Genomic DNA, 25,435 nt, shown 5'->3' with positions numbered 1-25,435 from the left:
TGGGGAGTACTCCAGCGTGATAACTCCTCAGCTTTCGATCGGCGTTTAGACGATCAACGAAGCCGTTTTCGACGGAACCGCGAGCATCCGTTCCCGCCACCTCCAACCGCGTGTCGAGGCCGTCGGAAAACCGACCGTCGCTCTCCGGTTCGGTCTCGAAACTGAACCCCGCCCCGCCGAAGCAACTCTCCTCGACCGTCGTCCACCAGGGGCCTCGGCAGTCGTTCCGAGGACCGCGAGGCCGGATCCGTGCCGCTCTCGTGTACTCGCGTGGCGTCCCTACGTTCCCCGGACCACCGTTCCCGCGGCGTCGCCAGCGAGAAACGCGGCGAGCGCGTCGGGGCCGAAGATGTGCGCCGGCGCACCGAGTTCCAGGAGCGCACGGACCTTTGCAGCCATCCCGCCGGTCACGTCCGTCGTCTCGGCAGCGCCGAGCGCCGCCTCCACCTCGGAAAAGTCGGTGATTTCGGGGATCACGTCCCCGTCGTCGTCGTAGACGCCCGGGACGGTCGAACAGAGACCCACGCGGTCGGCGTCGAGGCCGTCAGCGAGCCGTGCGACCAGTTCGTCGCCGCTAATTATTGTCGCGCCCGCGCCCGCCTGCGCGATCACGTCGCCGTGGAGGACGGGAACGAAGCCCTCCGCGAGCATCGTCTCCGTGGAATCGAGCGCGAGCGAAAGCGTCGATTCGGCGTCCCGCGCACCCACCGAGAGCGGGTGGACGGGCAGCGCCGGGACGCCGGCGGCCTGAAGCCGACCGAGGAGTTCGTCGTTCAGCCGTCGCATCGAATCGTGGATCGCCCAGACCCCGTCGGCGTCGTGGCTTCCCTCGGTGGGCGTGACGCCGTGCTTCTCGGCGTAGTGGTGTCCGAAACTCCCCGCGCCGTGAACGAGCGCGAGCGACGACTCGTCCGACTGGGCGATGGTTTCGACGGCCCGATCGAGCGCGTCCTCGTCGACGGTCTCGGGCGTCTCCTTGTCGGTGATGACGCTCCCGCCGAGTTTGAGGACGACCGTCACGTCACTTCACCTCCCGTGCCCCTCTTGTCGCTCGCCGCTCCGTCGGTCGCACCTTCGGCGCGGACGCCCTCGCGGTCCAGTTCGGCGCGGAAGACGTCGTGACACTCCGCCGTGTACCGGAGCGCCGTACTCGTCTCGGGCGTCTCGTCGAGGGCGACGATACAGCCGCCGCCGCCCGCGCCCGTGAGTTTCGCGCCGTGGGCACCCGCTTCCCGGGCCGCCCAGACCATATTGTCGAGCGTCCGCGAGGAGACGCCGAGCGCTTCCAGCAGGCCGTGGTCGAAGTCCATCAGGCGGCCGAGTTCCGCGAGCAGTTCCTCGTCGGGGTCGGCGCTCGGATCGGCAGCCGCCAGACGCGACTCCCCGGCCCGGACGATGTCGCCGATGTTCTCGACGGTGTCGGCCGCAAAGTCGTACTCGTCTCGCAGTTGTCGGACGCCGGCGACGAGTTCGCCCGTGTCGCCCGCGCCGCCGTCGAAGCCGACGACAAAGGGGAGATTCGGCGCGTCGATCCGGCGGCAGTCGTCGCCCTCGACTCTGACCGCGCCGCCCATCGTCGAACAGAACGTGTCCGCCCGGGAGGCCTGGCCCTCCTGGACGTCGTACTCGGCGCGATAGGCGCGGTCGGCCAGTTCCGTTCGGTCGAGCGGTTCGCCGAGTTCCCGGGTCGCCGCGTCGATCCCGGCGACGACGACCGCGGCTGAGGACCCGAGACCTGCCCCGAGCGGAATCTCGCTTTCGACGGTGATGTCGAAGCCCGCAGACGGGGCACCGGCCGCCTCCCGGGCCTGCTCGACGGCGGCGTCGACGTAGCCGACCGCGGCGTCGACGAGGCCCGCCGGCACGTCGACGTCCGGTCGGTGATCGGTGCCGTCCGCGTACTCGACGGTGAAGCCGTCGAGGCTCAGGTCCTGCGCCTCGACTCTGATGTGGTCGTCCTCGCGCGCCTCGACGGTGACGGTCGCTCGCCGTTCGATCGCACACGGAACCGCCGGTTCGCCGTAGACGACCGCGTGCTCCCCGAAGAGATACACCTTCCCGGGAGCGCTGGAGACGGTCATACGGGCAAGATACCCCGGGTGGCGCTTAAGCGTATCCGACCCGGCGCGCTCCGGCCGGCGGGTGAAAAGAGCCGCTTCAGACAAGCCCCTCGCCTATTCTTCGGCGAAATCGTCGAGGTCGGCCAGTTCCCCGATGTCGTCGCCGCCACGGAGATACTTCGCCGCGGCCGCCAGGGCGACGAGGAGGACGAGGGCCACGAGTGCGCCCGTGCGCAGGCCGACTGAATACGTCTCCTCGGCCTCCTCGGTGGCTGCTTCGCTGTCCGTCCCGTCCTCGCCCGACCCGCCGATCGCGGGTGCGGTGTTGGTCGCGCTGAAACTGAGTCCGTCGTGCAGGTGGACTTCCAGGAGCGTGAACGATTTGTCGGTCATCACATATTTCGATACGCCGACAGAAAGTAAAACCGTTGCGGGTCCGAGGATCGGCGTCGGGAGTCGCTGTGGCGGCACACCGCCGGCCCCACCGACCGCCTGCCGCTCCGGCAGCCGGTGGTTTCATACGGATTACTCTCACTGACTACCGCCGAGCGCCACCCCCGGTGACGGCATTCGGCGGGAAGAGACGAGAGTAATCCTTATCAGGTGCCGGGCAGTCGGAGCGTAGGTATGGACGACGACAGACGCACGTTTCTGACGGATCTGCTGACGACACCGAGCCCCTCGGGGTTCGAGGCGGTCGGCCAGCGGGTGTGGATCGACTACGTCCAGGAATTCGCCGACGACGTGTGGACCGACGATTACGGCAACGCCGTCGCGGTCCACGAGGGCGACGCCGACGCCTCGATCGCGTTCGGCGGCCACGCCGACGAGATCGGGTACATCGTCCGCGACATCACCGACGACGGCTTCCTCCGGATCGGTTCGATCGGCGGCGCCGACCGGACGGTCTCCCAGGGACAACACGTCACCGTCCACGCGGAGACGCCCGTCGCGGGCGTGATCGGGCAGACCGCGATCCACCTGCGGGACGTCGGCAACGAGGAGTACGACGACATCGGCGAGCAGTTCGTCGACGTCGGGGCCGAAGACGAGGAGGAGGCCGGCGACCTCGTCGAAGTCGGCGACCCGGTGACCGTCGAGACCCGCGTGCGACCGCTTCACGGAACGCGGATGGCCGCGCGGGGGATGGACAACCGCGTGGGGATCTGGTCGGCCGCCGAGGGCCTCCGCGCGGCCGTCGAGGCCGACGTCGACGCGACGGTCTACGCCGTCAGCACCGTCCAGGAGGAGGTCGGCGTCCAGGGCGCGAAGATGGTCGGCTTCGACCTCGACCCCGACGCGGCCGTGGCGGTCGACGTGACCCACGCCACCGACAACCCCGACATCCCGGGCAAGCGAGTCGGCCCCGTCGAACTGGGCGAGGGACCCGTCGTCTCCCGCGGCAGCGCGAACCACCCGTCGCTGGTCGAACTCGCCCGAGATTCGGCCGCGACTGCCGACGTCGACGTCCAGTTGCAGGCCACGGGAACGCGGACAGGAACCGACGCCGACGCGTTCTACACGTCCCGTAGCGGGATTCCGGCGTTGAATCTCGGGATTCCGAACCGCTACATGCACACGCCCGTCGAAGTGGTCGACACCGAGGATCTCGACGCCGTCGCCGAACTGCTCGGTGCGATGGCGGCTGCGGCGGCCGACGCCGCACCGTTCGGCCTCGATCTGAGGTGAGCAGCCCGTTGCCGCCCCTTCCGTCGTGACGCTATGTCGGTCCCTCACACGCCCGTTCGGCCGAAAGAAAACCGTTAAAAGTCGTCACAGGGTGTTGTGAGGTATGGCTGGAACCATCGAAGTACTCGTTCCCGGCGGGGAGGCAAACCCCGGTCCGCCGCTCGGCCCGGAACTCGGCCCGACCCCCGTGAACGTCCAAGACGTCGTCGGAGAGATCAACGACGAGACCGCAGCGTTCGACGGGATGGAAGTCCCCGTCACCGTCGAATACGACGACGACGGCTCCTTCTCCATCTCGGTCGGCGTCCCGCCGACGGCCGAACTCGTCAAGGACGAGGCCGGCTTCGAGACCGGCTCGGGCGAACCCCAGGAGAACTTCGTCGCCGATCTGACCGTCGAGCAGGTGAAGAAGATCGCCGAACAGAAGTCCTCGGATCTGCTGTCCTACGACCTGTTCAACGCGGCGAAGGAGGTCGTCGGTACCTGTACCTCCCTCGGCGTGACGATCGAGGGCAACGACCCGCGCCAGTTCAAAGAGCGGATGGAAGACGGCGAGTACGACGACGTCTTCGCGGAGTAACGCGGCGGCGTCCGGGAACTGCGACTTTCTGCTCCAACGCGGAGCCTCGTTTCGGCGGCACGCACGCCCCGAGCCGTACCTGCTGCTGGACGCGTTTGATCACACGGTAGCGTCGAAAAACCAGTTCGCCCGCGTCGTAGCGGCGAGAACCAACCGCCCGCCGATCAGGCGCCGGATTCGTTCGCCTGGCCCCCGTCTGCACCGTCCCCGGCCGCCGTCACTGTGTCGCCGGACGCCTCAGTTTCGGTCCCGTCGTCCTCGCTACCAGTTCCCTCGACCTCCGCGACCTCGACGTCCGTGCCCGCAACGCCGCTTTTGCCGATGACCGGCAGGAGATTGTACCCTCCGTTCGGGCCCTTCTGAACGACGTTGATGTCGAACACGAAGCTCAGTTCCGCGTCGGCGGCGATCTCGAACGGCTTGATGATGCGGAGTCGGTCGCTGGGGACCATCACGTCGACCGTATCGCCGTCGACGACGCCCTCGGCTGCGGCCACGCGGAGTTCGATTCCGGCGTAGCGCCCCTCGTCGAGTTCGCCCTCCAGGACCGCCACGGCACGGGTGCCGAGAACCTCGGTGAGGTCGACCGTCACGTCCTCGAGGTCGAACTCGACGAATCCGGACGAATCGCCATCTTCGGTCTCCGCCGCTGTCGTCTCGGTGTCCGTCGGCTCGGCCGTCTCTGTCGCCGTTTCGTTCGTCGCAGTCGATTCAGGAGTCACCGTCACTGTCGTGGTGATCGCCGATGGCGTGATCGTCTCGTCCTCGCCGGCACGGAACACGCGGGCCGCGGAGAGCGTCACGTCCAGCGACTCGAAGTCCTCGATGGCCGCCGGCTGATCGCTGATCAGGAGGCGGAAGGTCCCGCTGCCGCCACCGCCACCACCGCCGTCGGTATCAGTCCCACCGCCACCGCCGTCGGTATCAGTCCCACCGCCACCGCCGTCGGTATCAGTCCCGCCGTCGCTGCCGCCGCCGCCACCGCCGCCGCCCGAACAACCGGCGAGCAGGACGCTCCCGGCGCCGGCCGCGGCCGTCACGAACGTACGTCGGTTCATACGTCCTCCCCGCCTGCGGATTTCTCTCGCGTCTCGCCGTCAGTCAGTGTCTCGGCTCTGGTTCTTCGCGCAAACCGTCGGAATCTCGCTGTCGTCACACTCCCGCTCGGATTTTGCCACGGTTACGTCTGGTGACTCGGGCGCCGAGGCGTTGCCACGGTTACGTCTGGTGACTCGGGCGCCGGGGCGTTACCACGGTTACGTCTGGTGACCCGGGCGCCGGGGCGGTGTGGCTGATGGAATCCCGCGATTCCGTGCCGATAGTTCCCACGGATCGGGCGTCTCGCCCCCGAAAACAGGCGGTACGCGGGCTCCGCTTCGACGGACTTAAGTCCGGCATCCGCCTTCCCTACGACGAGACAGGCAGATGCCTGTGTCACTGACCCGTAGGAGCAATCCTGCGTACTACGGAGGTGAATGATGGCAGATACGATAGTTGACGCAGTCTCTCGCGCACTCGACGAGGCGCCGCCGCGGCAGTTCCGCGAAACGGTCGACCTCGCCGTCAATCTGCGCGACCTTGACCTTAACGACCCGTCGCAACGAGTCGACGAGTCTGTGGTGCTGCCCGCCGGTACTGGGCAGGAAACACAGATCGTCGTCTTCGCGAGCGGTGAGACCGCCCTCAGAGCCGAGGACGTCGCCGACGAAGTGCTGGACGGCGACGACCTCGAGGAGCTCGGGGACGACACCGACGCGGCAAAAGACCTCGCGGACGAGACCGACTTCTTCGTGGCCGAAGCCAGCCTGATGCAGGACATCGGCCGCTATCTGGGGACGGTTCTCGGTCCGCGCGGGAAGATGCCGACGCCGCTCCAGCCGGACGACGACGTCGTCGAGACGGTGGACAGGATGAAGAACACGGTGCAACTCCGCTCTCGCGATCGCCGGACGTTCCACACCCGCGTGGGCGCCGAAGATATGGACCCCGACGAGATCGCGACCAACGTCGACGTCATCGTCCGTCGACTCGAAGCGAGCCTCGAGAAGGGCCCGCTCAACATCGACTCGATGTACGTGAAGACCACGATGGGTCCGTCCGTGGAGGTCCCCGCATGAGCGGGAGTTCCTCCGCCCGCCGGACGGACACGATCCCCGAGTGGAAGCGCGAGGAAGTCGGCGAGCTCGTCGACTTTCTCGAACGCTACCAGTCGGTCGGCGTGGTCGACGTCGCCGGGATCCCGAGCCGCCAGCTACAGAGTATGCGCCGGGACCTCCACGGCAGCGCGGCACTCCGGATGAGCCGCAACACGCTCACCGTCCGCGCGCTCGAGGAGGTCGACGACGGGCTCGAAGAGCTCGTCGACTACGTCTCCGGCCAGGTGGCGCTCGTCGGCACCAACGACAACCCGTTCGGGCTCTTCCAGCAGCTGGAAGCCTCGAAGACGCCCGCGCCGATCAGCGCCGGCGAGGTCGCCCCCAACGACATCGTCATCCCCGAGGGCGACACCGGCGTCGACCCCGGTCCGTTCGTGGGCGAGCTCCAGCAGGTCGGTGCCGCCGCGCGGATTATGGACGGCTCCATCCACGTCACCGAGGACTCGGAGGTCCTCGAGGCCGGCGGGACCGTCTCCGCGGAGCTGGAAGGCGTCCTCTCGGAACTCGGCATCGAGCCGAAGGAGGTCGGACTCGACCTCCGCGGCGTCTTCTCGGAGGGCGTCCTCTTCGAGCCCGACGAACTCGAGATCGACGTCGACGAGTACCGTGCGGACGTCCAGTCCGCCGCCGCCGCCGCGCGGAACCTTTCGGTCAACGCGAGCTATCCGACGGCGGGGACCGCCGGAACGCTGCTCGCGAAGGCCGCCGGCGAGGCGAAGGCACTCGGACTGTTCGCCGCGATCGAGGACCCCGACGTCCTCCCCGACCTCGTCGCGAAGGCCGACGCACAGGTGCGTGCCCTCGCGGGCGAGGTCGACGACGAGGAGGCGCTCCCGGAGGAGCTTCGGGGCGTCGAAGCGCCCGAGCCAGCCGCCGCAGAGCCGGCTGACGACGGCGACGAGGCGGAAGCGGAATCGGACGACGAAGACGATGCGGAAACCGACGCCGACGACGACGGGACCGACGACGATGACGACGACGGTGCCGAAGGACTCGGCGCGATGTTCGGATAACACACGAGGTACACGACAATGGAATACGTTTACGCAGCACTCATCCTGAACGAATCGGGCGAAGAGATCAACGAAGACAACGTCACCGCGGTCCTCGAGGCCGCCGGCGTCGATGTCGAGGAGTCCCGCGTGAAGGCGCTCGTCGCCGCGCTCGAGGACGTCGACATCGAGGAGGCCGTCGAGACGGCCGCCGCCGCTCCCGCGCCCGCCACGGGCGGCGAAGCAGCGGTCGAAGAGGCCGACGAAGAGGAAGCTGACGAGGCCGACGAGGCCGAGGAAGCCGAGGAAGAAGCCGACGAAGGCGACGACGAGGACGAAGAGGCCTCCGGCGAGGGCCTCGGCAACCTCTTCGGCTGACGCCGGAGCACCGGACCGCTGTCCGACGTCGCGCCGAACTGCCGTTCGACCTGACTTTCTTTCGACGCTAACTGAGAGCGACAGCGCCGTCGTGTGGTGTTGACGATTCGCCGCCGATGCACGCAAACGTTCAAGTACGAAACCCGGACCACTCCGTCGCGATGGCGCCGCCGCTGACAGTCCTCACCTACGCGTGTGTCGGGGTGGGGTTCGGAACGCTCACGGGGCTCGTCCCCGGACTCCACGTCAACAACGTCGCGTTTCTCCTGGTCGGGGTCGCGCCGAGCATCGACGGCCCGGCGGCGGCTGTCGGGGCAGCGATCCTCGCCGCTGGAGTCGTCCACACGTTCCTCTCGATCGTGCCCGCGCTCGTCCTCGGCGTCCCGGAGGCGGCGACCGCGCCGGGCGCACTTCCAGGGCATCGACTCGTCCTCGCAGGCCGGGGTCGGGAGGCGATCCGCCTGTCGGCGCTCGGCAGTTCGGTCGCACTCGTCGCCGCGGTGGCGCTTGCGGTCCCCCTGTCGCAGGTGATCGCCGCCGGGCGCGAGTATCTCTTCGCTGCGCTGCCGTTCTTGCTCGCGGCGGTCGCCGCCCTGCTCGTCCTCGCGGAGCCGACCCGCCGCGCCCGCCTCGGTGGTTTGTTCTGTCTCGCTGCGGCGACAGCGCTGGGGTTTCTCACGCTGGATCTGCCGGCGAGCGGCCCGCTGTCTCCCGAGGGTGCGGCGTCGATGCTGGCCCCGCTCTTCGGCGGACTGTTCGGCGCGCCCGTCCTCTTGGACGCGCTCGACGCCGAGGGGGCGATTCCGCCGCAGGACGGGACGACGTTCGGCCTCACGAGGATCGAAACCCTCCGCGCGGCGCTGGCCGGGACCGGCGGCGGCGCCTTGGTCGGCTATCTGCCGGGAGTCTCCGCGGGGGTGGCGGCGGTCCTCGCGCTCGGCGGTGCCGGCGGAAGCGGGCCGGCAGGGCGCGGCGCGGATCGAGCCTACGTCGTCGCCACGAGCGGCGCTGACACGGCGACCGCAGTGTTCGCGGTCGCATCGCTCGCCGTTCTCGGTGCGCCGCGGAGCGGCGTGACGGTCGCGCTCACGGAACTCGGGACCGGCGGCAACGGCGGTGCGACGGCCGGTGGGAGCGCGGCAGCCACCGGAACTCTCGGACTGGGAGGGCTGCTTCTGGTCATCGTTTTGGCCGCGGGGCTGGGGACCGTCGTCCTGGTCTCCGTCGGGGACTGGTATCTCCGCCTCGTTCGACGGCTCCCGCGCCAACCCCTGGTGCTTGCGGTCATCGGGTTACTGCTGGCGCTGTCGCTGGGTTTCGCGGGCGTCCTCGGCGGCGCCGTTTTCGCACTGGCGACGCTGGTCGGACTGCTGCCGCCCCGCCTCGGCGCGCGGCGTGTCCACCTGATGGGGGTGCTGCTCGGGCCGCTTGCACTCGGCTGAGTCGGGTTTCGGTTGCGGACCGGCGTGAAAGACAACCGTTAAAAGTCGGCGCCGGGTGCTGTAGTGTATGAGCCAGTCCGAGCAGCGACACGCCCGACAGTGCGTGTCCTGTGGCATCAACATCTCCGGCATGAGCGCGGCGACGTTCAACTGTCCGGACTGTGGCCACCAGATCTCCCGCTGTGCGAAGTGTCGCAAACAGAGCAACCTCTATGAGTGCCCCGACTGCGGGTTTATGGGACCCTGAACGATGGGAAAAGTAGCTGCCAAGATCAAGGTGATGCCGAACAGCCCCGATATCGACCTCGACGAGCTCCAGGAGCGCCTCGAACAGTCGCTCCCGGAGGGCGCGAAAATCAACGGCTTCGAGCGTGACGACGTCGCGTTCGGGCTGGTCGCGCTTTTGCCGACGGTAATCGTCCCCGACGACGCCGGCGGCACCGAAGCCGTCGAAGAGGCCTTCGCCGACGTCGAGGGCGTCGAGAGCGTCGCCGTCGAGAACGTCGGCCGGATCTGAGCCGGTCGCCGTTTTCGGCCCACACCGTTCTACCGACTACGTTCCTTTCGCGTTCGGATAGCTGCGTCTTCCGGAAAGGGAGGATGCGTCGCGACGTCCGCGCTACTCGTTGCGCTCGAGGACGAGCACACCGATCACCGGTGACAGGAGAAAGCCCATCCCGGTTGCGAAAAGCAGCGGGACCGCGCCGGCATCCAACACTGCCGTGGCCGCGACGCCGACGACGGCGCCGAGGAGAATACTCGCCGCAACCCCGAGGCCGAACCGTTCGAGTCGAGAACTCGAGTCCTCGTGTGTCGAACCCTCCAGGGTTCCGTCGACGTCGTCCGGGAGCTGACTGCTGGTCGCGTATTCCTGGCTCATAGGCGGCTGTACAACGGCCTTCCGTATAGATGTTGTCGACGAGGCCGAGCGGCGCGTCACCGAATTCGGCGATCCCAGGGGCTCATAGGGATCATCGTAACTATCCATCGATTCTCGTCGGATCGATCGGCGAGAAATCTATGAGGACTTACGATGATCCCTATCACCGCCCTTCCCGGCGGGGCTGGAACGTGCGTTTTATAACCACGTCGGAAGTACGTCTTACAACGACTATGCCCAGTTCCAACGGTCCACTTCAGGGAACACGCAACAAGCTCTCGAACAAACCGCGCGACCGCGGCACCTCCCCGCCGCAGCGGGCGATCCAGGAGTTCGACGATGGACAGAAAGTCCACCTGGCGATCGATCCGAGCGTCCGTGAGGGGCGCTTCCACCCGCGTTTCAACGGCCACACGGGCGAGGTCATCGGCAAACAGGGCCGCGCGTTCAAGGTGCAGATCGTCGACGGCGGCAAGGAGAAGACGATCATCGCTCGTCCGGCACACCTGCGCGCACAGGAGTAACACCCCACCCAGATGACGATATTCAAAGAGAAGGTCGACGAGGAGTATCTGACCGTCTCCGAGGTCAAGACGCTCCTCGAGGACGTCGAGGCCGAACGCGCCGCCGACGAGGAGCGGGAGCTTCGCTACGAGCTTGCGCGCGCTATCGAACACGTGAACCGATTTGCCACCCTCGATCCCGAGGAGTCCCGCGATCTGGTCGAGGAACTCCTCGAACAGGAGAAGGTCGACGCCACGACGGCGATCAAGATCGCCGACCTCCTCCCGGAGAGCAGAGACGAACTCCGCGCGGTGTACGCACAGGAACGCTACGCGCTCGACGGCGACGAACTCGACGAGATTCTGAACGTCGTCGCGAAGTACGTCTGACCGGCGAGCAGTTTTCCGGACGGATCCAGTTCCGCGAAGGACTCGCTCGTCCCTCGTTCGATCTCGTCAACGATCTCTACGGCCGCAGCCGGCGGTTTCCCGTCAGGATCGTCGAGCTTCCGGTCGTCGGACTCGCCGTTCCCTGTCGGACGGATCTCCTCGTCGCGACAGGTCTCATACTGATTACTCTCGTCTCTTACCGCCGAACGCCGCCAACGGGGGTGGCCTTCGACGGTAAACAGTGAGAGTAATCAGTATCAGAACTTCGCTTCGCGGTGGCCCCGCCGTCGGTCCGTGGCCTGTGTTAGTAACTGGTTGCCGGTACTCACCCCGCTCGTCAGCGAACTATGTCCGCGGAGCGCGATCCGCCCTCTTTTGGCCTGCGAACAGGACCGTCCTCGCGGCCGAAAACTCGACGCCGACACGCTCGCCCGCCGCCGGGGGTTCACCCCGCCGTTCCACGACGAGTTCCTCGCCGCTCGGGAGCGTCACTGTCACGTCGTATCGGCTTCCGACGTCCGCGACTCGGTCGACCGTCGCGGTCACCGAACGGTCTTCCCCCTCCGAAGAACGCAGCGTCAGGTGTTCAGGTCGGATGTGACACGTGACGGTCGTCCCGACCGGCACGTCCGTCTCGGTTTCCGGGAGCGTGATCGTCGCTTCGCCGAGCGCGAGCGTCGGCGGCTCGCGGTCGACGACTGTCGCCGACACCGCGTTCGAGCGGCCGAGAAACGACGCGACGAACGGCGTCGGGGGCGATTCATAGAGTGTCCGGGGGCGGCCGCGCCCGGCGATCTGTCCCTCGTTCATTACCAGCAACCGATCTGCGAGCGCCATCGCGTCCGACTGGTCGTGTGTGACATAAAGCGTCGTCACGCCCGTCTCCCGCTGGATGCGGGCGATCTCGTCACGTAACCGGGTCCGCAGCGATCGATCGAGCGCCGAGAGCGGCTCATCGAGCAGCAGGACGTCCGGTTGAGGGGCTAGTGCTCGCGCGAGTTCTCCCCGTCGTCTTTGGCCGCCGCTGAGTTCGACAGGGTAGGCCTCGCGCTGCGTTTCCAGGGAAACCAACGACAGATATTCACCGACCAGTTCGTTCCGGCGTGGCGGCTCGATCCCCTGCGCACGCAACCCGTAGGCCACGTTCTCGCCGACAGTCATATGCGGATACAACGTCGGCTGCTGGAAGACGATCCCCACCTGTCGGGCTTCCGGCGGGCGGTCCGTGACGTCCTCGCCGCGGAGGCGGATACGTCCGGCTGCGGGCGAGACGTGCCCGGCGATCGCCTGGACGATCGTCGTCTTGCCACACCCGCTGGGGCCGAGCAGCGCGACCAGTTCCCCCCGTTCGATCCCGAAGGAGACGTCGTCGACGGCCGTTTCGGCCCCGTAGCGGTGGGTGAGCGAGTCGACGTCGAGCATCATCGGTCCACCACCGTCGGGATCCGCCCGAACCGCTGGACAGCGGTGATGACAAGGAGCGTGACCCCGAGCAAGACGAGCGCCAGCGGCACCACGGTGTCGATGCCGCCCGAAATGAAGTCCACCCAGATCCGGGTCGGGATCGTTCGCGGGTTGTACGCGACCATCATCGTGGCTCCGAACTCCCCGAGTGCCCGCGCGAACGTCAGGACCACGCCGGCGAGGATCGCACCCCTCGCGAGCGGGAGCGAGACGTTCCAGAACGTGGCGAGCGGCCCGAACCCGAGCGACCGCGACGCCTGTTCCAGGCGCTCGTCGACCGCGCCGAAGCCGGCCTGGGCCGTGATAATGACGAAGGGCGCCGCGACGAACGTCTGAGCGAGCACGACTCCCAGGAGGCTTCCGGTGAGCGGAACCCCGACCGCGGCGGCCGCGCTCCCGATCGGGGTGAACCGGCCGACCGCCGTCAGCAACATCGCGCCGCCCACGACCGGCGGGACGACCAGCGGCATAATCACGACGCCCTCGACGAGCCGTTTGCCGACGAACGACGTCCGTGCGAGCACGTACGCCAGCGGGACGCCGAAGACCGTCGCGATCGCTGTCGAGACTGGGGCCGTGATGAGCGAGTTTCTGATCGCGACCTGCGTTTCCGGGGCGGCAAGCCTGGAAACGAGGCTCGCCGTGCCGGTCCGCGAGAGGAACACCACGAACGGGATCGCAAAGTACACGAGTAACACCCCGCCTAGCAACGCCGGCACGAGCCGGTCGGGGGTTCGGAACGACCCCCGGGAGCGGATCGCGTCGACGCGGCTCATACAGCGATCGCCTCCGGAACGAGTCGGTTCATACGTCGATCGCCTCCGGAACTGCACCGTGTGTCCGCGGGAGGCTCGCCCGCGTCGTCAGCCCCGCCTCGTCGAGTATCTCCGGGTTCTCCGCGACAAATGACACCAGCTTTCGACCCGCCGCCGGACTGTCTGCCGCCTCGTTCACCGTCATATTGTAGATGATCGGCCGCCCCGCGACGGTGTATCCGTCGTCCGTGGTGTAGGTGGCCGTCGCGTAGTGGTCTTTCAGTTCGGGATCGGAGAAGTTGTAGGCATCGGGGAACCGGAAGAACGGCAGGTCGTGGTCGACGGCCATATTCCGGTAGACGATCGCTGCGGCACGGGACCCGGTCTCGACGCCCGCCATCATCTGTGGCTCCTCGGGTTCGGTGTAGACGGACGAAAGCATCGCCTCGCGGAAACCGTCGAGACCGTGTTCGGCTTCGGCGAGGTCGAAGGCCTGGACCGCACGGTAGCCGAGCGGATCCAGATCCGGATCGCTGATGGCGATGTCGCCCTCGTCGGCCTCGCGGGCGAGTTCGTACCACGGCTCTCCGGCGGCGAGTCCCTCCCCGAACCGGGTCGCCTCCCGGTAGCCGATCCCCAGGCTGTTCGTCGCAAAGGCGACGTCCCAGTCGGTGAACTCCCCGTAGAGCCGATCGCGGAGGAGCGTCGCATCGGCGCTCACGATCACGTCGGGGTGTTTCGTTCGATCTTCCACCATCCGCATCACGGCGTTCGTCCCGTAGTATTCGCCGTGAACGTCGATCCCGGTCTCCTCCGCGAACGCCGGTCCGACGTACTCCTCGAACGTCGTGGCGAGGCTCCCGGCCGACAGCAGATCCACCGACTGCGACGATATATTCAGACAACCGGCAGCGCTCCCGACAGCCGCGGTTCCGATCGCGGCAACGAACGGCCGCCGTGACACTGTCGGTTCTTCCGACATAGTGAGAACCATATATGGTTTCGTAATAAGAGTACCTAACTATATCTGGTTACCCAACACCGCTTGGAACCGGAGGTACCCACCCGGGCGACGACATCTCGTCCCGTCGTCACGGTCGAACTGGTGGTCCATATCCACCTATAGTAGCGTTTGCAACTGATTGCACATCCGATCGCACGACTGCGTGCGATCGTGTGAGTGAAGACTTGCAAACGCTACTATACTTCGTCGCCTGCGGAAAGATTCTGTCGACTTCAGCGGAACGCGGGGCGGATCTGCCGGCCCACTTTTTAAATACGCCGTGGTCGTACGTGGAGCTATGACTGCCAGCGAGAGCGGGGACGCCGACGACGCCACTGCCGCGGGCGAGGGGTCCGACGCGGGCTCAGAGACCGACGCGGCCGAGGTGCGACACGCGGTCGTGCTCGATCACCTCCCGCACGGGCGCGCCGACGACGACCGGCCGCGACATCGGAAGTCGCCGATGGCCTACGCGCTCGGGGAACGTGACTTCCGGCTTTTCGAGCTGACGCTAACGGACGACGCCGACGTCTCGATCGGCGACCGGGTCGTCATCGGACCCACGGAGGCCCGCGACGCCGTCGACGGGTTCAAGCAGGTGCCGTACGACAAACTCTCCAACACCGCGACCGGCGAACTGGAGTACGCGATCGAAGCGATCATCGACGAACACGAACGGCGGTTCGTCGACTTCTACAACGATGCCCAGCCGATCACGCTGCGGCTCCACCAGCTGAATCTCCTGCCGGGGATCGGGAAGAAGCTCCGGAACAACGTCCTCGACCAGCGGAAGCGGGGGCCCTTCGAGAGCTTCGAGGAGGTCGAAGAGCGGGTGTCGGGCCTGCACCGCCCGAAGGAGGTTCTCGTCGAACGGATTCTCGAGGAACTCCGCGACGACGACCTGAAGTACAAGGCCTTCGTCGGCCGCGACGAGTAGCCCGAAGTCGAGACGTTTACACGGGCCCGTCCGTTACCCCATCCGATGACTGATCAGCCGCCCGATACCGACACGAGCGCCGGCGACCGTGCGGCAGGTCCGCGCGATCCCGACGACCTGCTTCGGCGGGCGGGCGTCCGCGGCGATCCCGATCGCGACCAGCATTTCCTCGTCGACGACCGGGTGCTGGACCGCGTCCCGACGTATCTGCCGGCCGACGCCGACACGGCCCACCTCTTGGAGATCGGCGGCGGGACGGGTGCCCTCACCGATCGCTTGCTCCGTGTCGGCGATCGGGTCACCGTCGTCGAACGCGACGCGACGCTCGCGGCGTTCCTCCGCGAGGAGTTCGCAGGCGAGATCGCGGCCGATCGGCTCCGCGTGATCGAGGGCGACGCGCTCGCGGTCGACCTTCCCGAGTTCACGGCGTGCGTCTCGAACCTCCCGTACGGCATCTCCTCGGAGATCGCCTTCCGCTTGCTCCCGCGCAAACGGCCACAGGTGCTGATGTTCCAGCGGGAGTTCGCCGACCGGATGGCCGCCGAACCGGGCTCCGGCGACTACGGCCGCCTGTCGGTGAGCGCCCAACATTACGCCGACGTCGAGGTCGTCGAGGTGGTCCCCCCGACGGCGTTCGACCCCGCGCCGGCCGTCGAGAGCGCGATCGTGCGCCTCCGCCCCGCGGAGCCGACGTACGAGGTCGACGACGAATCCTTCTTCTTCGACTTCGTGAAGGCGCTTTTCACTCAGCGGCGGAAGACGATCCGCAACGGCATCCGCAATACGGCACACATCTCCGGGCTCTCGGACCCCGAAGCGGTCGTCGAGGCTGTCGAGGCCGAAGACGAGGGGCTGTTGCGCCGGCGCGCGGGCTCGCTCTCGCCCGAACAGTTCGCCGAACTGACCGCCATCGCGGACGAACACGGGCGCTGAGGTGTCGACCGTGCCTGCTCTCTCCCTGCTGCAGACGACGCCGACACCGACGCCCGGGACAGACGTCGGTGGCGCGCTCGCGGCGATTCCCGAAGTAGTACCGTCGCTCACCGCGCGGATCGCGATCACTCTCGTCCTCGCGCTCCTCGTGATGGCGCTTCTGACCCGGACGGGGCGGTTCCACGACGTCAGTCCCGACCGGATCCCGTCGACGGTGTGGCACCTGCTCGTGACGGCCGGGACGATGGCTATCGCCGCGGCCGCCGGGCTCGTGATCGTCGGCGTCTGGGGACTTTCCGACCAGTTGCTCGGTATGTTCGCCGAGAACCTCGGTCCGGAGGCGCTCGTCCGGCTGGGGATCTCGCTTCTGTTCCTGATCGGCGCGTACACGATGATCGGGCTGATCCGGCAGCTGGTCGAGGAACTCGCCGAAAGTCGCTCGTCGCTGGGCGAGCACGAAAGCGAGATTGCGTTCCGCGTCGGGCAGGTCACCGTGTATCTGATCGCGCTCCTGATCGTGCTCTCGCTGTGGCGGGTGAACATCGGCGGCATCCTCGTCGGGGCCGGCTTCCTCGGCATCGTGGTCGGGATGGCCGCCAGACAGACCCTCGGTGCGATGATCGCGGGGTTCGTCCTGATGTTCTCCCGGCCCTTCGAGATCGGCGACTGGATCCAGGTCGGCGACCACGAGGGGATCGTCACCGGCATCACGATCGTCAACACGCGGATCCAGACGTACGACGGCGAGTACGTGATGATCCCTAACGACGTGGTGTCCTCCGAGAGTCTGGTCAATCGGAGCCGGAAGGGTCGCCTCCGGATCGAGGTCGAAGTCGGCGTCGACTACGACGCGGACCCAGAGCGGGCAGCGGCGGTCGCCCGGCAGGCCGTCGCCGAAGTCGACGACACGATGACCGTCCCGACACCGCAGGTCGTTCTCAAGCGCCTCGACGACTCGGCGGTCGTGCTGGGCGTCCGCTACTGGATCGACAACCCAAGTGCGCGTCGACAGTGGCGCTCGAAGACCGCCGTCATCGGCGCCGTCAAGGCAGCTTTGGAGGAGGAAGGCATCAAGATCCCCTTCCCGCAGCGCGAACTCGCCGGGCGGGAGGAGGCCGGGGGCTTCGTCCTCGCCGGAGAGGACAACGAGGAGGCCCCACCGGCCGAGGCCGAAGGAGACAGAGCGTGACCGACGAATCAGACGACGCGGGGGACGAAAGCGCCGCGGCGGCGGAGACAGGAAAGGAAAGCGCCGCGGCGGCGGAGACAGGAAAGGAAAGCGCCGCGGCGGCGGAGACAGGAAAGGAAAGCGCCGCGGCGGCGGAGACGGGGACCGAACGCGACGCAGGCGAGGACACGCGGAGCGGCTTGGCCGAGCGCCGCGGCGTCGACACGAAAGTGTACCAGCCGGCGGAGGACTCCGGGTTGCTCGCCTCGGCAGTCGTCGACCGCGGCCGCGGCCGGCTGCTCGAAGTCGGTACCGGCTCGGGATGGGTCGCAGAGCGCGCAGTCCGGGACGCCGAGGAGGTGACCGAGGTCGTCGCGAGCGACCTCAGTCCGCACGCCTGCCACGAGGCCCGCCTCCGGTCGGTCGCCGCGACGGGCGACGGCACGAACGTTCCCCCCGTTTTCGATGTCGTTCGAGCCGACCTCGTCGACCCGTTCGCCGACGACGCCTTCGATACGGTCGCGTTCAATCCGCCGTATCTCCCGACCGACCCCGAAAACGAGTGGGACGACTGGATGGAACAGGCCCTCTCCGGCGGGGAGACCGGCCGCGAACTGGTCGACCCGTTCATCGACTCGGTCGGGCGTGTGCTCGCGCCCGGCGGCGTGGTTCTGCTCCTCGTGAGTTCGCTGACGGGGTACGAGGCGGTACTCGACCGCGCCGAGTCTCGCGGGTTTACGCACGAGGTCGTCGTCGAAGAGTCGTACCCCTTCGAGACGCTCTCGGTCGTGGCGTTGACTCGAGAGGGAGCTGAACGGGCTGCGGATGCGGGTAAATAACTGAAACGAATATATTACGATAGCAAATATTAAGCAGCAGCATTTCCTAGCCCTCGCCGATGACGCACTACGTCGCGACGACGCCCGGGCTGTTCCCGCTACCGGACTGGGCGAAGTCGGAGCTGTCCGACCTCAAGGGCCACCAGAAGGGTGACCTGATTTCCGGCGAGGAGTCCGAAGAGATCCGTGAGACGTACGCCGACGCCCGATCGGCGGTCGTGAGCGACCAGCGTGAGGCCGCTCTCGATCGCATCGTCGAGGGCGGGCTCCGCTGGGACGATATGCTCGCCCACCCGCTTGCGGTCGCCGAAGGGGTCGAGACCGGTGGTATCGTCCGCTACTACGACAACAACAACTTCTATCGCGACCCGCGGGTCGTCGACGAACTCACCGCCTCCGGCGACGTCGCCGCGGAACTCGAGGCGACGGTCGATCTCCTCGACGGGGAGCCCCTCCAGGCAGTGTTGCCCGGGCCGTACTCTCTCGCCGATCTGGCGACCGACGAGTACTACGGCGACGACGGTGAGTTTCTCTCCGCCATCGCGACGTTTCTCGCCGAGGAGGTCGGGGGGTTCCCCGACCACGAGACGCTGTTCCTGCTCGAACCGTCGCTCGTCACGGCCCCTCCAAACGACGACATCGCCGCGGCCGTGCCGGAAGCGATCGACACGGTCGCCGACGCCACAGACGCCGACGTCGTCGTCTACACGTACTTCGGCGCGCTCGACGAAAAGACGTACGCGCACCTGATGGATACCGACGTCTCGGCGCTCGGGTTCGACATCGTGGCCGGAGACCGAGACCAGACCGTCTACAACGCCTCGGAGTACGGCGTGACGGACGATGTCGCACTCGGCGTCGCTGACGGGCAGAACACGCTCGTGGAGTCGCCCGGAACCCTCCGCGAACGAGTCGAGTGGTTCGCCGACGGCGTTCCCGCTGCCGATTTCGAGACGGTCTATCTGACGACCAACACCGAGCCGTTCTACCTGCCGGTGAACAAATACGGGGCGAAACTCGAGTCGCTTGCGGCGGCCGTCGAACTCGACCGGGAGGTGAGCGTCTGATGGCCAGAGATGCCGACAACCGCGCGCAGTTCCGGCCCGACGGCCACGACGGCGACCACTTCCTCCTGACGACGGTCGTCGGAAGCTACCCCAAACCGAAGTGGCTCAACCGCGCCCGGGACCTCTCGGAGGACCCCGACGCGAAGTTCGACGACGACGACCTGGCGGAGGCCCACGACGACGCCGCCCGGCTCATCACGCGGGAACACGAGCGAGCGGGGTTGGACACCGTCGTCGACGGCGAGATGCGCCGCGAGGAGATGGTCGAGTACTTCGCGGAACGCATCCCGGGCTACGAGTTCAACGGCCCGGTGAAGGTGTGGGGCCACAACTACTTCGACAAGCCCTCGGTCGTCTCGGAAGTCGAGTACGACGAACCCTGGCTCCTCGAGGAGTTCGAGTTCACCGCAGATGTCGCGAGCAAGCCGGTGAAGGTGCCGATCACCGGCCCGTACACGCTCGCGCGGTGGTCGTTCAACGAGGCCTACGAGGACGAGGCGGCACTCGCCTACGACCTCGCGGATCTCGTCAACCGGGAGATCGAAGGGCTCGTCGACGCCGGCGCGCGCTACATCCAGATCGACGAACCCGCGCTCGCGACGACCCCGGACGATCACGCCATCGTCGGCGAGTCACTGGAGCGCATCGTCGACGGGATCTCCGAGGACGTCCGGATCGGGCTTCACGTCTGCTACGGCGACTACTCGCGGATCTACCCCGAGATCAACGACTTCCCGATCGACGAGTTCGACGTCGAACTCTGCAACGACGGCTACCAGCAGATCGAGACCTTCCAGGAGCCCGATTTCGAGCCCGATCTCGGCCTCGGCGTCGTCGACGTCCACGAGGCCAAAGTCGAGCCAGTCGCGGAGATCAAACGCAACATCAAACAGGGCCTGAAGGTGGTCCCGCCCGAGAAACTCACCGTCTCACCGGACTGCGGCGTGAAACTGCTGCCGCGGGAGATCGCCTACCAGAAGATCGAGAACCTAGTGACGGCCGCCCGCGAGATCGAGGGCGAACTCGACGCCGGGAAACTCGACGTCGCGCCGCCGCAGGTGTAGGGCGGGGCGGGATCTACAGAGGAAACAAGGCGGGGCCTCGGGGTCGTCGGAAGACTTCGTCTTCCGGGATAACGAGAGACAAAGCTCCCTCGAACCACTTGGCCCCGAGGCGGTTCACTTTTTATTCAGCGTCGGCGTCGGCCTCGGACCCGTCGTTGCCGTCGCCACGACCGTATTCCAGCGCGAGCACGAGGCCGCCGGCGAGCGCCGACAGGCCGAACTGTGCCCGCGTCGCGGCGACGTACCAGTCGCTCGGTTCGAGATCCTCGGGGTTCTCATAGCCCGCGAGCAGGAAGCGCCCGGCGGTGTCGAGCACGCGTCGGGGGAACGCGGCGCCGACGAGTCCGAAGACCATCGCCATCGCAGCACACATTGGGGTAGGCACCATTCGCATACGAGACAGTACCCACCGGCGAGTGAAGAGGCAAACGGTGGCTCCCGCTCGGTGGGATTCATACTGTCGGACGTAAGTTCGTGAACATCTCGGCACCTCGTGGTGCCGAGAACTACCGGATAGTTACGTCCGACAGTATCAGCGATAGATGGACCGAGCGAGTCGGTGCGAAGAAACGACGGCGTCGACTACTCCTCGTACAGCCAGGCTTCGTCGATCCGCTCGTAGTCGAGCAGTTCCTCGTCGTCGAAGAAGAGGTCGATCTCGCGTTCGTTTGCGCCCTCGTCCTCGTGATCGGAGGCGTGGATGACGTTCCGTCCGAGGTCGAGGCCGAGGTCGCCGCGGATCGTGCCGGGCGGGGACTCGGCGGGATCGGTCTCGCCCACCATCGAGCGGACCTGCCGGGTCGCGTCGGCGCCCTCCCAGACCATCGCGAAGACCGGGCCGGAGGTGATGAACTCCACGAGGCCGTCGAAGAACGGTTTGTCCTCGTGCTCGCCGTAGTGTTCGTGCGCCAGCGCCTCGTCGATCTGCATAAACTTCCCGCCGACGAGCTTCAGCCCGCGTTCCTCGAACCGGGAGACGATCTCCCCGATGAGGCCGCGCTGGACGCCGTCGGGCTTGACCATCACGAACGTGCGTTCGTCGCTACTCATTCGTTACTGCCCTCGGCGCGTCCTGCTTCCGTCCACTCCAGATCGCGGGGCTCGCGGCCGAGCCGATAGTTCTTCTCGGCCTTCGAGTTCTTGAAGTGGAGGATCGTTCCGTCGTTTTTCACGAGCATCGTGCCCGTGCCGGGTTCGATCTCCTCGCCGGTGAAATCACAGGTTCGTGTCTCGACCATAGGTTATCGCCCTCCGATGGAGTCGGCGTCACGCTGGGTTTCGCGAAGCTGCAGGATGTCGCCCTCGCGGACCGGCCCCAGGACGTTTCGGGTGATGATACGGCCCTGGTTCGAGCCTTCGCGGATGCGGCACTTGACCTGCATCGCCTCGCCGTGCATCCCTGTCTTGCCAACGACCTCGATGACCTCCGCGGACGTCGAGTCGCTGGCGGTCTCTTCTGCGCTCATCGTCGCTTACCGCAGTTCCTCGACCTTCGCGGTGATGTCTTCGACGTCGTCCTCGGACTCGCCCGCGTCGACGATCGCGGCGGCGGCCGAGCCGACTTCGAGGCCTGCAGCCTCCCCGAGTTCGTCCTGCGTCTCGATGAAGACGTAGGGGATTCCCTTCTCGTCTGCGAGTTCGGGCAGGTGCATCACGATCTCCTCGGGGGAGACGTCCTCGGCGACGAAGACGAGTTCCGCGGTGCCGCGCTCGACGGCCTTGGTCGTCTCGTTCGTACCTTTCTTTACTGTACCGGTGTCTCGGGAGACCTCGAGCGCCTCGAGGGCGTCCTCGGCGAGGTCGGCTGGAACGTCGAATTCTACGTAGACTGGCATTGTTGTTCACCTCTCCTGCTCGCGGGCTCGACTGCCCCGCCGGAAACGCATTCCCTGACGGCGGGGAGCATCATCAACCCCGGGCAGGCTGTACAGTCAGGTAGCCCGGGATCGCATAAAAGGGCTTTCGTTGGCGTCGTGGCGTGACACGCCGCCACACGCGACTTTGAGCCCACCGTCGATTCGGCGAGCTGGGTGCCGTCGAATCCCCACAAACGAAATCACCTTACGCGGCCGCGGCCACGAGTCGGGTATGACCGTTGCCGCCCTCGCCGCGGACCTCCGCGCGGCGGCGCGCCGAACCGACCACCGTCGGTTGCTCGTTCTCGCGGGTGAGCGGGACGCCTGCATCGACGCCGCCTTCTCGGCGATCGAGGGCGCCGAGATTCCGGCCGCGGAGACGGCCCTTGTCTCCACTCGGGAGGGGTTTCGCTTCGAGCGCCTCCACCCTGACCACGCTGGCCGACTCCTCGGGACCACGCGGACAGCCGTGATTTGCGACGCCCACGAAGGGTTCTCCCCGAACGTCCTCGGCCGCCTCGTCGGCGTCGTCGACGGCGGTGGCCTGTTTGTGCTCTTGACACCGCCGCTTTCCTCCTGGCCCGACCGCGACGGGAAGTTCGAATCCTCGCTTGCAGTCCCGCCCTACGATGGGGCGGACGTGGGCGGCCGGTTCCGTGAGCGGCTTGCAGCGACGCTCCGCCAACATCCCGGCGTGGCGATCGTCGACGTCGACTCGGAAACGTTCGAACGCCGCGGCGAGGCTACCGAAGCCACTCCGTCGCGCTCCTCGCCGGTCGTCCCGCCCGCAGAGCGGCGTCGGTTCCCGGGGGCAGCCTACGAGGCCTGTCTGACTGCCGACCAGTCGCGGGTGCTCCGGGCGCTGGAGTCGCTGCACCCGCCGACTGCGGACGCGGGCGCGAACGCGGTCGTCGTGGAGGCGGATCGCGGCCGCGGGAAATCGAGTGCTGCCGGCCTCGCCGGGGCGTCGCTTGCGGCCGCCGGCGACGACGTTCTCGTCACGGCCCCGGAAAGCCGAAACGCCAGCGACCTGTTCGCCCGCGCTCGGGAACTGCTCTCGACGCTCGACGCGCTCGACGACTCGACGTTCGACCCGCCGGACGGATCCGCGTCGACGGAGACGGATGCGCCACCGGATGCGATACAAACCGCAGACGGCGGTCGGATTCGGTTTGTCCCACCCGCCGAGGCGACGGCGCTACCCGGCGATCCCGACGTCGTCCTCGTCGACGAGGCGGCCGGGCTGTCAGTGCGGCGACTTTCGGCCTTCCTCGCTTGCCCCGACATCGCCTTTTTCACGACCGTTCACGGCTACGAGGGTGCCGGGCGGGGCTTTTCGGTCCGCTTCCGCGAGCAGTTGACGGAGACGGACCACGCGGTGCGGGACGTGACGATGAGCGAACCGATCCGGTACGCGCCCGCGGATCCGATCGAGGCGTGGGCGTTCCGGACGCTGTGTTTCGACGCCCGCCCGCCTGTCGCCGACCTCGTCGCCGACGCGTCGCCGTCGTCGGTGACCTACCGCGCGGTCGAGTCGGACGAACTCGCCGCCGACGAACACCTGCTGCGGGCGGTGTTCGGCCTCCTCGTGTTCGCCCACTACCGGACGGAGCCCAACGATCTGGCGCGCCTGCTGGATGCGCCGAACCTTCGCGTCCGGGTCCTCGAACACGAGGGGCACGTGGTCAGCGTCGCGCTCTTCGCCCACGAGGGCGGACTCGACGCCGACACCAGGCGCGCGATGTACGAGGGCGAGCGGGTCCGGGGCAATATGCTGCCGGACATCCTCACGAGCCAGCTCCGCGACGAGGCGGCAGCCGTTCCGGTCGGCTACCGCGTCGTCCGGATCGCAACACACCACGCGGCGCGCTCCCAGGGGCTCGGCTCGACGCTCCTCTCGGAGCTCCGGGCCGAGTTCGACGGCGAGGCGGACTATCTCGGCGTCGGCTACGGCGCGACACCCGAACTGCTCGACTTCTGGGCCGAGAACGGTTTCGAGACGGTCCACCTCTCGACGACGCGCAACGAGGCTAGCGGCGAGTACTCCGCGGTGATGCTCGATCCGCTCTCGTCGGCGGGACGGGAACTCCGCGACCGGCACGCGCGATGGTTCCGCGACCGGATCGGCGCCGTCCTCGCGGATCAACTCCGCGACGCTGACCCGGACGTCGTCCGCGGCGCGCTTTCGGCCTGCGGGGTCGACGCGCCGGTGGAACTCACAGACCGCGAGTGGCGCATCGTGGTCGGGGTTGCCACGGGACCGGGGCAGTACGCGACCGCGCCGGAGGCGTTCCGGCGACTCGCTCTCGCCGCGCTGTTGGATGCCCCGGCGGGACAGCGAAACGAATCCGCCCAGACCAGCGGCGGCGAAGACCCGACATCCCCGCTCACGCCGCGCGAAGAACGGCTGCTCGTTCGGAAAATCTTGCAAGCGCACCCGGCGTCGGACGTCGCCGACGAACTGGGGTATGCCTCCGTCCGGACGTGTCTCCGGGCCCTCGGTTCGGCGTACGCGTCGCTCGTGGATCGCTACGGCGCTGACGTCGTTGCCGTTGAGGAAGAGCGTGCGCGGTTCGAGGAGGGGTAGGCGGGACCGTTCCGACACCGTCGGTTTCATCACCGTTGCCGCCGCTCTTCCCCGTATGACCCCGCTCGGCTGGCTCGCTCTCGTCCTCGTCGCCGTCGGCGTCGTTGGCGCGGTGCTCCCGCTGCTTCCCGGCGGTCTCCTCTCTGCGGCCGGCGTGCTCCTCTACTGGCACTCGACGGGCTATGCGGAGCCCTCGGTCGTTCTCGTGGCTGCCCTCGTCGCCGTCGGGCTTCTCACGACTGTCGTCGACTATTTCGGCGGCGCGATCGCCGCTCGCGCGGGCGGCGCATCGGTACTCACGACCGCCGCAGCAGTGCTTGTCGGCCTCGTTCTCCTCTTTGTCGCCGGGCCGCTCGGCTTCATTCTGGGACTCGCTGCGACCGTGTTCGCCGTCGAGTTCGCACAGCACGCCGACGCCGAGGCCGGGTTCCGCGTGGCGCTGTATTCCACGGTCGGCGTGCTCGCGTCGACGGTGGTGCAGGTGATTCTGACGAGCGCCGTGCTCGTCGCGCTGGTCGTAGTCATCCTTGTCTGATACTGTCGGACACAACTGTTTCAAGATATTTGCCGCCCAGGGCGGCGAAATTCTTCATAGACTTGTGTCCGACAGTATGAACAGATCACCCGCCCGCAGCCGGGGATCGAGCCGACTGTACTCCCGCAAACAACAGATTTGTATCGCACCACGGCCT

At 67.3% G+C, this 25,435-nt stretch carries 30 protein-coding genes and 1 pseudogene; 18 read left to right on the top strand and 13 right to left on the bottom strand.

Annotated elements, in window-relative coordinates; translation table 11 throughout:
* Positions 1–279 precede the first annotated feature (279 nt).
* From RJT48_RS08930 to RJT48_RS08920, 3 genes are all read right to left on the bottom strand, one after another.
* Positions 280–1,020, bottom strand: a complete 741-nt coding sequence (locus tag RJT48_RS08930) for an isopentenyl phosphate kinase (RefSeq protein ID WP_311171915.1) — start codon at positions 1,018–1,020, stop codon at positions 280–282.
* On the bottom strand, positions 1,017–2,081 hold the full coding sequence (gene mvk / locus RJT48_RS08925; protein WP_311171914.1) for a mevalonate kinase: 1,065 nt from the start codon (positions 2,079–2,081) through the stop codon (positions 1,017–1,019). Before mvk ends, RJT48_RS08930 begins: the two co-directional genes overlap by 4 nt.
* Positions 2,082–2,174: 93 nt before the next feature.
* Complete coding sequence (locus tag RJT48_RS08920; protein WP_311171913.1) at positions 2,175–2,453, bottom strand: hypothetical protein; 279 nt, start codon at positions 2,451–2,453, stop codon at positions 2,175–2,177.
* 234 nt (positions 2,454–2,687) lie between these two features.
* Between RJT48_RS08920 and RJT48_RS08915 the strand changes: the two genes are divergently transcribed.
* Both RJT48_RS08915 and RJT48_RS08910 read left to right on the top strand, forming a co-directional pair.
* Entirely contained in the window at positions 2,688–3,749 is a 1,062-nt protein-coding gene (locus RJT48_RS08915; RefSeq protein WP_311171912.1) for a M20/M25/M40 family metallo-hydrolase, read from the top strand.
* 103 nt (positions 3,750–3,852) lie between these two features.
* Positions 3,853–4,329, top strand: coding sequence for a 50S ribosomal protein L11 (locus RJT48_RS08910; protein ID WP_311171911.1), 477 nt, complete (start codon positions 3,853–3,855; stop codon positions 4,327–4,329).
* 164 nt (positions 4,330–4,493) lie between these two features.
* On the opposite strand, the gene RJT48_RS08905 is transcribed toward RJT48_RS08910, so the two are convergent.
* Positions 4,494–5,387, bottom strand: a complete 894-nt coding sequence (locus tag RJT48_RS08905) for a DUF4382 domain-containing protein (protein ID WP_311171910.1) — start codon at positions 5,385–5,387, stop codon at positions 4,494–4,496.
* A 420-nt stretch (positions 5,388–5,807) separates the two neighbouring features.
* Between RJT48_RS08905 and RJT48_RS08900 the strand changes: the two genes are divergently transcribed.
* The 6 genes from RJT48_RS08900 to RJT48_RS08875 all read left to right on the top strand — a co-directional run bounded on the left by RJT48_RS08900 (position 5,808) and on the right by RJT48_RS08875 (position 9,814).
* Positions 5,808–6,446 (top strand): 50S ribosomal protein L1, encoded by a 639-nt coding sequence (locus RJT48_RS08900; RefSeq protein WP_311171909.1) that lies wholly within the window; start codon positions 5,808–5,810, stop codon positions 6,444–6,446.
* Positions 6,443–7,498 (top strand): 50S ribosomal protein L10, encoded by a 1,056-nt coding sequence (locus RJT48_RS08895; RefSeq protein ID WP_311171908.1) that lies wholly within the window; start codon positions 6,443–6,445, stop codon positions 7,496–7,498. Before RJT48_RS08900 ends, RJT48_RS08895 begins: the two co-directional genes overlap by 4 nt.
* Before the next feature lie 18 nt (positions 7,499–7,516).
* Positions 7,517–7,855, top strand: coding sequence for a 50S ribosomal protein P1 (gene rpl12p, locus RJT48_RS08890; protein ID WP_311171907.1), 339 nt, complete (start codon positions 7,517–7,519; stop codon positions 7,853–7,855).
* 161 nt (positions 7,856–8,016) lie between these two features.
* Complete coding sequence (locus tag RJT48_RS08885) at positions 8,017–9,297, top strand: tripartite tricarboxylate transporter permease (RefSeq protein ID WP_311171906.1); 1,281 nt, start codon at positions 8,017–8,019, stop codon at positions 9,295–9,297.
* A gap of 67 nt (positions 9,298–9,364) precedes the next feature.
* The gene (locus tag RJT48_RS08880; protein WP_311171905.1) at positions 9,365–9,544 is read left to right on the top strand and encodes an HVO_2753 family zinc finger protein; all 180 of its coding nucleotides are present in this window, start codon (positions 9,365–9,367) and stop codon (positions 9,542–9,544) included.
* 3 nt (positions 9,545–9,547) lie between these two features.
* Positions 9,548–9,814, top strand: a complete 267-nt coding sequence (locus RJT48_RS08875; RefSeq protein WP_311171904.1) for an elongation factor 1-beta — start codon at positions 9,548–9,550, stop codon at positions 9,812–9,814.
* Positions 9,815–9,916: 102 nt separating this feature from the next.
* On the opposite strand, the gene RJT48_RS08870 is transcribed toward RJT48_RS08875, so the two are convergent.
* A complete protein-coding gene (locus RJT48_RS08870) occupies positions 9,917–10,177 on the bottom strand; it encodes a glycine zipper domain-containing protein (RefSeq protein WP_311171903.1) in 261 nt (86 codons plus the stop codon).
* 233 nt (positions 10,178–10,410) lie between these two features.
* Here RJT48_RS08870 and RJT48_RS08865 point away from each other — a divergent pair, with 233 nt between their 5' ends.
* Together RJT48_RS08865 and RJT48_RS08860 are read left to right on the top strand one after the other, a co-directional pair.
* Positions 10,411–10,701: a 50S ribosomal protein L21e gene (locus RJT48_RS08865; protein WP_311171902.1), complete on the top strand. Its 291-nt coding sequence runs from the start codon at positions 10,411–10,413 to the stop codon at positions 10,699–10,701.
* Between the two features lie 12 nt (positions 10,702–10,713).
* Positions 10,714–11,070 (top strand): RNA polymerase Rpb4 family protein, encoded by a 357-nt coding sequence (locus tag RJT48_RS08860; protein WP_311171901.1) that lies wholly within the window; start codon positions 10,714–10,716, stop codon positions 11,068–11,070.
* Positions 11,071–11,415: 345 nt separating this feature from the next.
* Here RJT48_RS08860 and RJT48_RS08855 read toward each other — a convergent pair whose 3' ends face one another.
* From RJT48_RS08855 to RJT48_RS08845, 3 genes are read right to left on the bottom strand one after another with little or no spacing between them, the layout of a single operon-like run.
* Positions 11,416–12,495, bottom strand: a complete 1,080-nt coding sequence (locus RJT48_RS08855) for an ABC transporter ATP-binding protein (RefSeq protein WP_345784739.1) — start codon at positions 12,493–12,495, stop codon at positions 11,416–11,418.
* Complete coding sequence (locus tag RJT48_RS08850; protein WP_311171899.1) at positions 12,492–13,310, bottom strand: ABC transporter permease; 819 nt, start codon at positions 13,308–13,310, stop codon at positions 12,492–12,494. Before RJT48_RS08850 ends, RJT48_RS08855 begins: the two co-directional genes overlap by 4 nt.
* Before the next feature lie 28 nt (positions 13,311–13,338).
* Positions 13,339–14,271, bottom strand: coding sequence for an extracellular solute-binding protein (locus tag RJT48_RS08845; protein WP_311171898.1), 933 nt, complete (start codon positions 14,269–14,271; stop codon positions 13,339–13,341).
* A gap of 319 nt (positions 14,272–14,590) precedes the next feature.
* Between RJT48_RS08845 and RJT48_RS08840 the strand changes: the two genes are divergently transcribed.
* The 6 genes from RJT48_RS08840 (at position 14,591) to RJT48_RS08815 (ending at position 20,300) form a co-directional block, all read left to right on the top strand.
* Positions 14,591–15,229, top strand: coding sequence for a DUF655 domain-containing protein (locus tag RJT48_RS08840; RefSeq protein WP_311171897.1), 639 nt, complete (start codon positions 14,591–14,593; stop codon positions 15,227–15,229).
* Positions 15,230–15,274: 45 nt separating this feature from the next.
* The gene (locus RJT48_RS08835) at positions 15,275–16,162 is read left to right on the top strand and encodes a 16S ribosomal RNA methyltransferase A (protein WP_311171896.1); all 888 of its coding nucleotides are present in this window, start codon (positions 15,275–15,277) and stop codon (positions 16,160–16,162) included.
* Between the two features lie 10 nt (positions 16,163–16,172).
* Positions 16,173–17,351 (top strand): mechanosensitive ion channel family protein, encoded by a 1,179-nt coding sequence (locus RJT48_RS08830; protein ID WP_311171895.1) that lies wholly within the window; start codon positions 16,173–16,175, stop codon positions 17,349–17,351.
* A 179-nt stretch (positions 17,352–17,530) separates the two neighbouring features.
* A complete protein-coding gene (locus tag RJT48_RS08825; RefSeq protein WP_311171979.1) occupies positions 17,531–18,169 on the top strand; it encodes a HemK2/MTQ2 family protein methyltransferase in 639 nt (212 codons plus the stop codon).
* 59 nt (positions 18,170–18,228) lie between these two features.
* Positions 18,229–19,236, top strand: a complete 1,008-nt coding sequence (locus RJT48_RS08820) for a 5-methyltetrahydropteroyltriglutamate--homocysteine methyltransferase (protein ID WP_311171894.1) — start codon at positions 18,229–18,231, stop codon at positions 19,234–19,236.
* Positions 19,236–20,300 carry a methionine synthase gene (locus RJT48_RS08815; RefSeq protein WP_311171893.1) on the top strand — a complete coding sequence of 355 codons (1,065 nt, stop codon included), beginning with the start codon at positions 19,236–19,238 and terminating at the stop codon, positions 20,298–20,300. The genes RJT48_RS08820 and RJT48_RS08815 overlap by 1 nt, the downstream gene beginning before the upstream one ends.
* Positions 20,301–20,421: 121 nt before the next feature.
* On the opposite strand, the gene RJT48_RS08810 is transcribed toward RJT48_RS08815, so the two are convergent.
* The 5 genes and pseudogenes from RJT48_RS08810 to rpl7ae all read right to left on the bottom strand — a co-directional run bounded on the left by RJT48_RS08810 (position 20,422) and on the right by rpl7ae (position 22,135).
* Positions 20,422–20,694 (bottom strand): DUF6199 family natural product biosynthesis protein, encoded by a 273-nt coding sequence (locus tag RJT48_RS08810; protein ID WP_311171892.1) that lies wholly within the window; start codon positions 20,692–20,694, stop codon positions 20,422–20,424.
* A gap of 188 nt (positions 20,695–20,882) precedes the next feature.
* Entirely contained in the window at positions 20,883–21,350 is a 468-nt protein-coding gene (gene ndk, locus RJT48_RS08805) for a nucleoside-diphosphate kinase (protein ID WP_311171891.1), read from the bottom strand.
* A 14-nt stretch (positions 21,351–21,364) separates the two neighbouring features.
* Positions 21,365–21,538: pseudogene (locus RJT48_RS08800) on the bottom strand (50S ribosomal protein L24e); the annotation flags it as partial.
* Between the two features lie 3 nt (positions 21,539–21,541).
* Entirely contained in the window at positions 21,542–21,766 is a 225-nt protein-coding gene (locus RJT48_RS08795) for a 30S ribosomal protein S28e (protein ID WP_311171889.1), read from the bottom strand.
* Between the two features lie 6 nt (positions 21,767–21,772).
* Positions 21,773–22,135 carry a 50S ribosomal protein L7Ae gene (gene rpl7ae / locus RJT48_RS08790; protein ID WP_311171888.1) on the bottom strand — a complete coding sequence of 121 codons (363 nt, stop codon included), beginning with the start codon at positions 22,133–22,135 and terminating at the stop codon, positions 21,773–21,775.
* A gap of 253 nt (positions 22,136–22,388) precedes the next feature.
* On the opposite strand from rpl7ae, the gene tmcA reads away from it, so the two are divergent.
* Both tmcA and RJT48_RS08780 read left to right on the top strand, forming a co-directional pair.
* On the top strand, positions 22,389–24,743 hold the full coding sequence (gene tmcA, locus RJT48_RS08785) for a tRNA(Met) cytidine acetyltransferase TmcA (RefSeq protein WP_311171887.1): 2,355 nt from the start codon (positions 22,389–22,391) through the stop codon (positions 24,741–24,743).
* Positions 24,744–24,798: 55 nt separating this feature from the next.
* Positions 24,799–25,278 carry a DUF456 family protein gene (locus tag RJT48_RS08780; protein ID WP_311171886.1) on the top strand — a complete coding sequence of 160 codons (480 nt, stop codon included), beginning with the start codon at positions 24,799–24,801 and terminating at the stop codon, positions 25,276–25,278.
* Positions 25,279–25,435 lie beyond the last annotated feature (157 nt).

This window comes from Halobellus ordinarius, assembly GCF_031823395.1.
In the GTDB taxonomy this organism is placed as follows: domain Archaea; phylum Halobacteriota; class Halobacteria; order Halobacteriales; family Haloferacaceae; genus Haloquadratum; species Haloquadratum ordinarius.
The sequence above is the reverse complement of the archived record's forward strand: the minus strand, read 5'-3'. Positions and strand labels throughout refer to the sequence as shown.

Bases quoted from the DNA above. Each gene is read 5' to 3' on its own strand.
- RJT48_RS08860 (WP_311171901.1), top strand. From the start codon at position 10,714: ATGACGATATTCAAAGAGAAGGTCGACGAGGAGTATCTGACCGTCTCC.
- RJT48_RS08875 (WP_311171904.1), top strand. From the start codon at position 9,548: ATGGGAAAAGTAGCTGCCAAGATCAAGGTGATGCCGAACAGCCCCGAT.
- RJT48_RS08920 (WP_311171913.1), bottom strand. From the start codon at position 2,453: ATGACCGACAAATCGTTCACGCTCCTGGAAGTCCACCTGCACGACGGA.
- RJT48_RS08835 (WP_311171896.1), top strand. From the start codon at position 15,275: ATGACTGATCAGCCGCCCGATACCGACACGAGCGCCGGCGACCGTGCG.
- rpl12p (WP_311171907.1), top strand. From the start codon at position 7,517: ATGGAATACGTTTACGCAGCACTCATCCTGAACGAATCGGGCGAAGAG.
- RJT48_RS08780 (WP_311171886.1), top strand. From the start codon at position 24,799: ATGACCCCGCTCGGCTGGCTCGCTCTCGTCCTCGTCGCCGTCGGCGTC.
- tmcA (WP_311171887.1), top strand. From the start codon at position 22,389: ATGACCGTTGCCGCCCTCGCCGCGGACCTCCGCGCGGCGGCGCGCCGA.
- RJT48_RS08915 (WP_311171912.1), top strand. From the start codon at position 2,688: ATGGACGACGACAGACGCACGTTTCTGACGGATCTGCTGACGACACCG.
- RJT48_RS08795 (WP_311171889.1), bottom strand. From the start codon at position 21,766: ATGAGCGCAGAAGAGACCGCCAGCGACTCGACGTCCGCGGAGGTCATC.
- mvk (WP_311171914.1), bottom strand. From the start codon at position 2,081: ATGACCGTCTCCAGCGCTCCCGGGAAGGTGTATCTCTTCGGGGAGCAC.
- RJT48_RS08810 (WP_311171892.1), bottom strand. From the start codon at position 20,694: ATGCGAATGGTGCCTACCCCAATGTGTGCTGCGATGGCGATGGTCTTC.
- RJT48_RS08895 (WP_311171908.1), top strand. From the start codon at position 6,443: ATGAGCGGGAGTTCCTCCGCCCGCCGGACGGACACGATCCCCGAGTGG.
- ndk (WP_311171891.1), bottom strand. From the start codon at position 21,350: ATGAGTAGCGACGAACGCACGTTCGTGATGGTCAAGCCCGACGGCGTC.
- RJT48_RS08885 (WP_311171906.1), top strand. From the start codon at position 8,017: ATGGCGCCGCCGCTGACAGTCCTCACCTACGCGTGTGTCGGGGTGGGG.
- RJT48_RS08880 (WP_311171905.1), top strand. From the start codon at position 9,365: ATGAGCCAGTCCGAGCAGCGACACGCCCGACAGTGCGTGTCCTGTGGC.
- RJT48_RS08815 (WP_311171893.1), top strand. From the start codon at position 19,236: ATGGCCAGAGATGCCGACAACCGCGCGCAGTTCCGGCCCGACGGCCAC.
- RJT48_RS08840 (WP_311171897.1), top strand. From the start codon at position 14,591: ATGACTGCCAGCGAGAGCGGGGACGCCGACGACGCCACTGCCGCGGGC.
- RJT48_RS08900 (WP_311171909.1), top strand. From the start codon at position 5,808: ATGGCAGATACGATAGTTGACGCAGTCTCTCGCGCACTCGACGAGGCG.
- rpl7ae (WP_311171888.1), bottom strand. From the start codon at position 22,135: ATGCCAGTCTACGTAGAATTCGACGTTCCAGCCGACCTCGCCGAGGAC.
- RJT48_RS08865 (WP_311171902.1), top strand. From the start codon at position 10,411: ATGCCCAGTTCCAACGGTCCACTTCAGGGAACACGCAACAAGCTCTCG.
- RJT48_RS08870 (WP_311171903.1), bottom strand. From the start codon at position 10,177: ATGAGCCAGGAATACGCGACCAGCAGTCAGCTCCCGGACGACGTCGAC.
- RJT48_RS08905 (WP_311171910.1), bottom strand. From the start codon at position 5,387: ATGAACCGACGTACGTTCGTGACGGCCGCGGCCGGCGCCGGGAGCGTC.
- RJT48_RS08855 (WP_345784739.1), bottom strand. From the start codon at position 12,495: ATGATGCTCGACGTCGACTCGCTCACCCACCGCTACGGGGCCGAAACG.
- RJT48_RS08820 (WP_311171894.1), top strand. From the start codon at position 18,229: ATGACGCACTACGTCGCGACGACGCCCGGGCTGTTCCCGCTACCGGAC.
- RJT48_RS08845 (WP_311171898.1), bottom strand. From the start codon at position 14,271: ATGTCGGAAGAACCGACAGTGTCACGGCGGCCGTTCGTTGCCGCGATC.
- RJT48_RS08910 (WP_311171911.1), top strand. From the start codon at position 3,853: ATGGCTGGAACCATCGAAGTACTCGTTCCCGGCGGGGAGGCAAACCCC.
- RJT48_RS08850 (WP_311171899.1), bottom strand. From the start codon at position 13,310: ATGAGCCGCGTCGACGCGATCCGCTCCCGGGGGTCGTTCCGAACCCCC.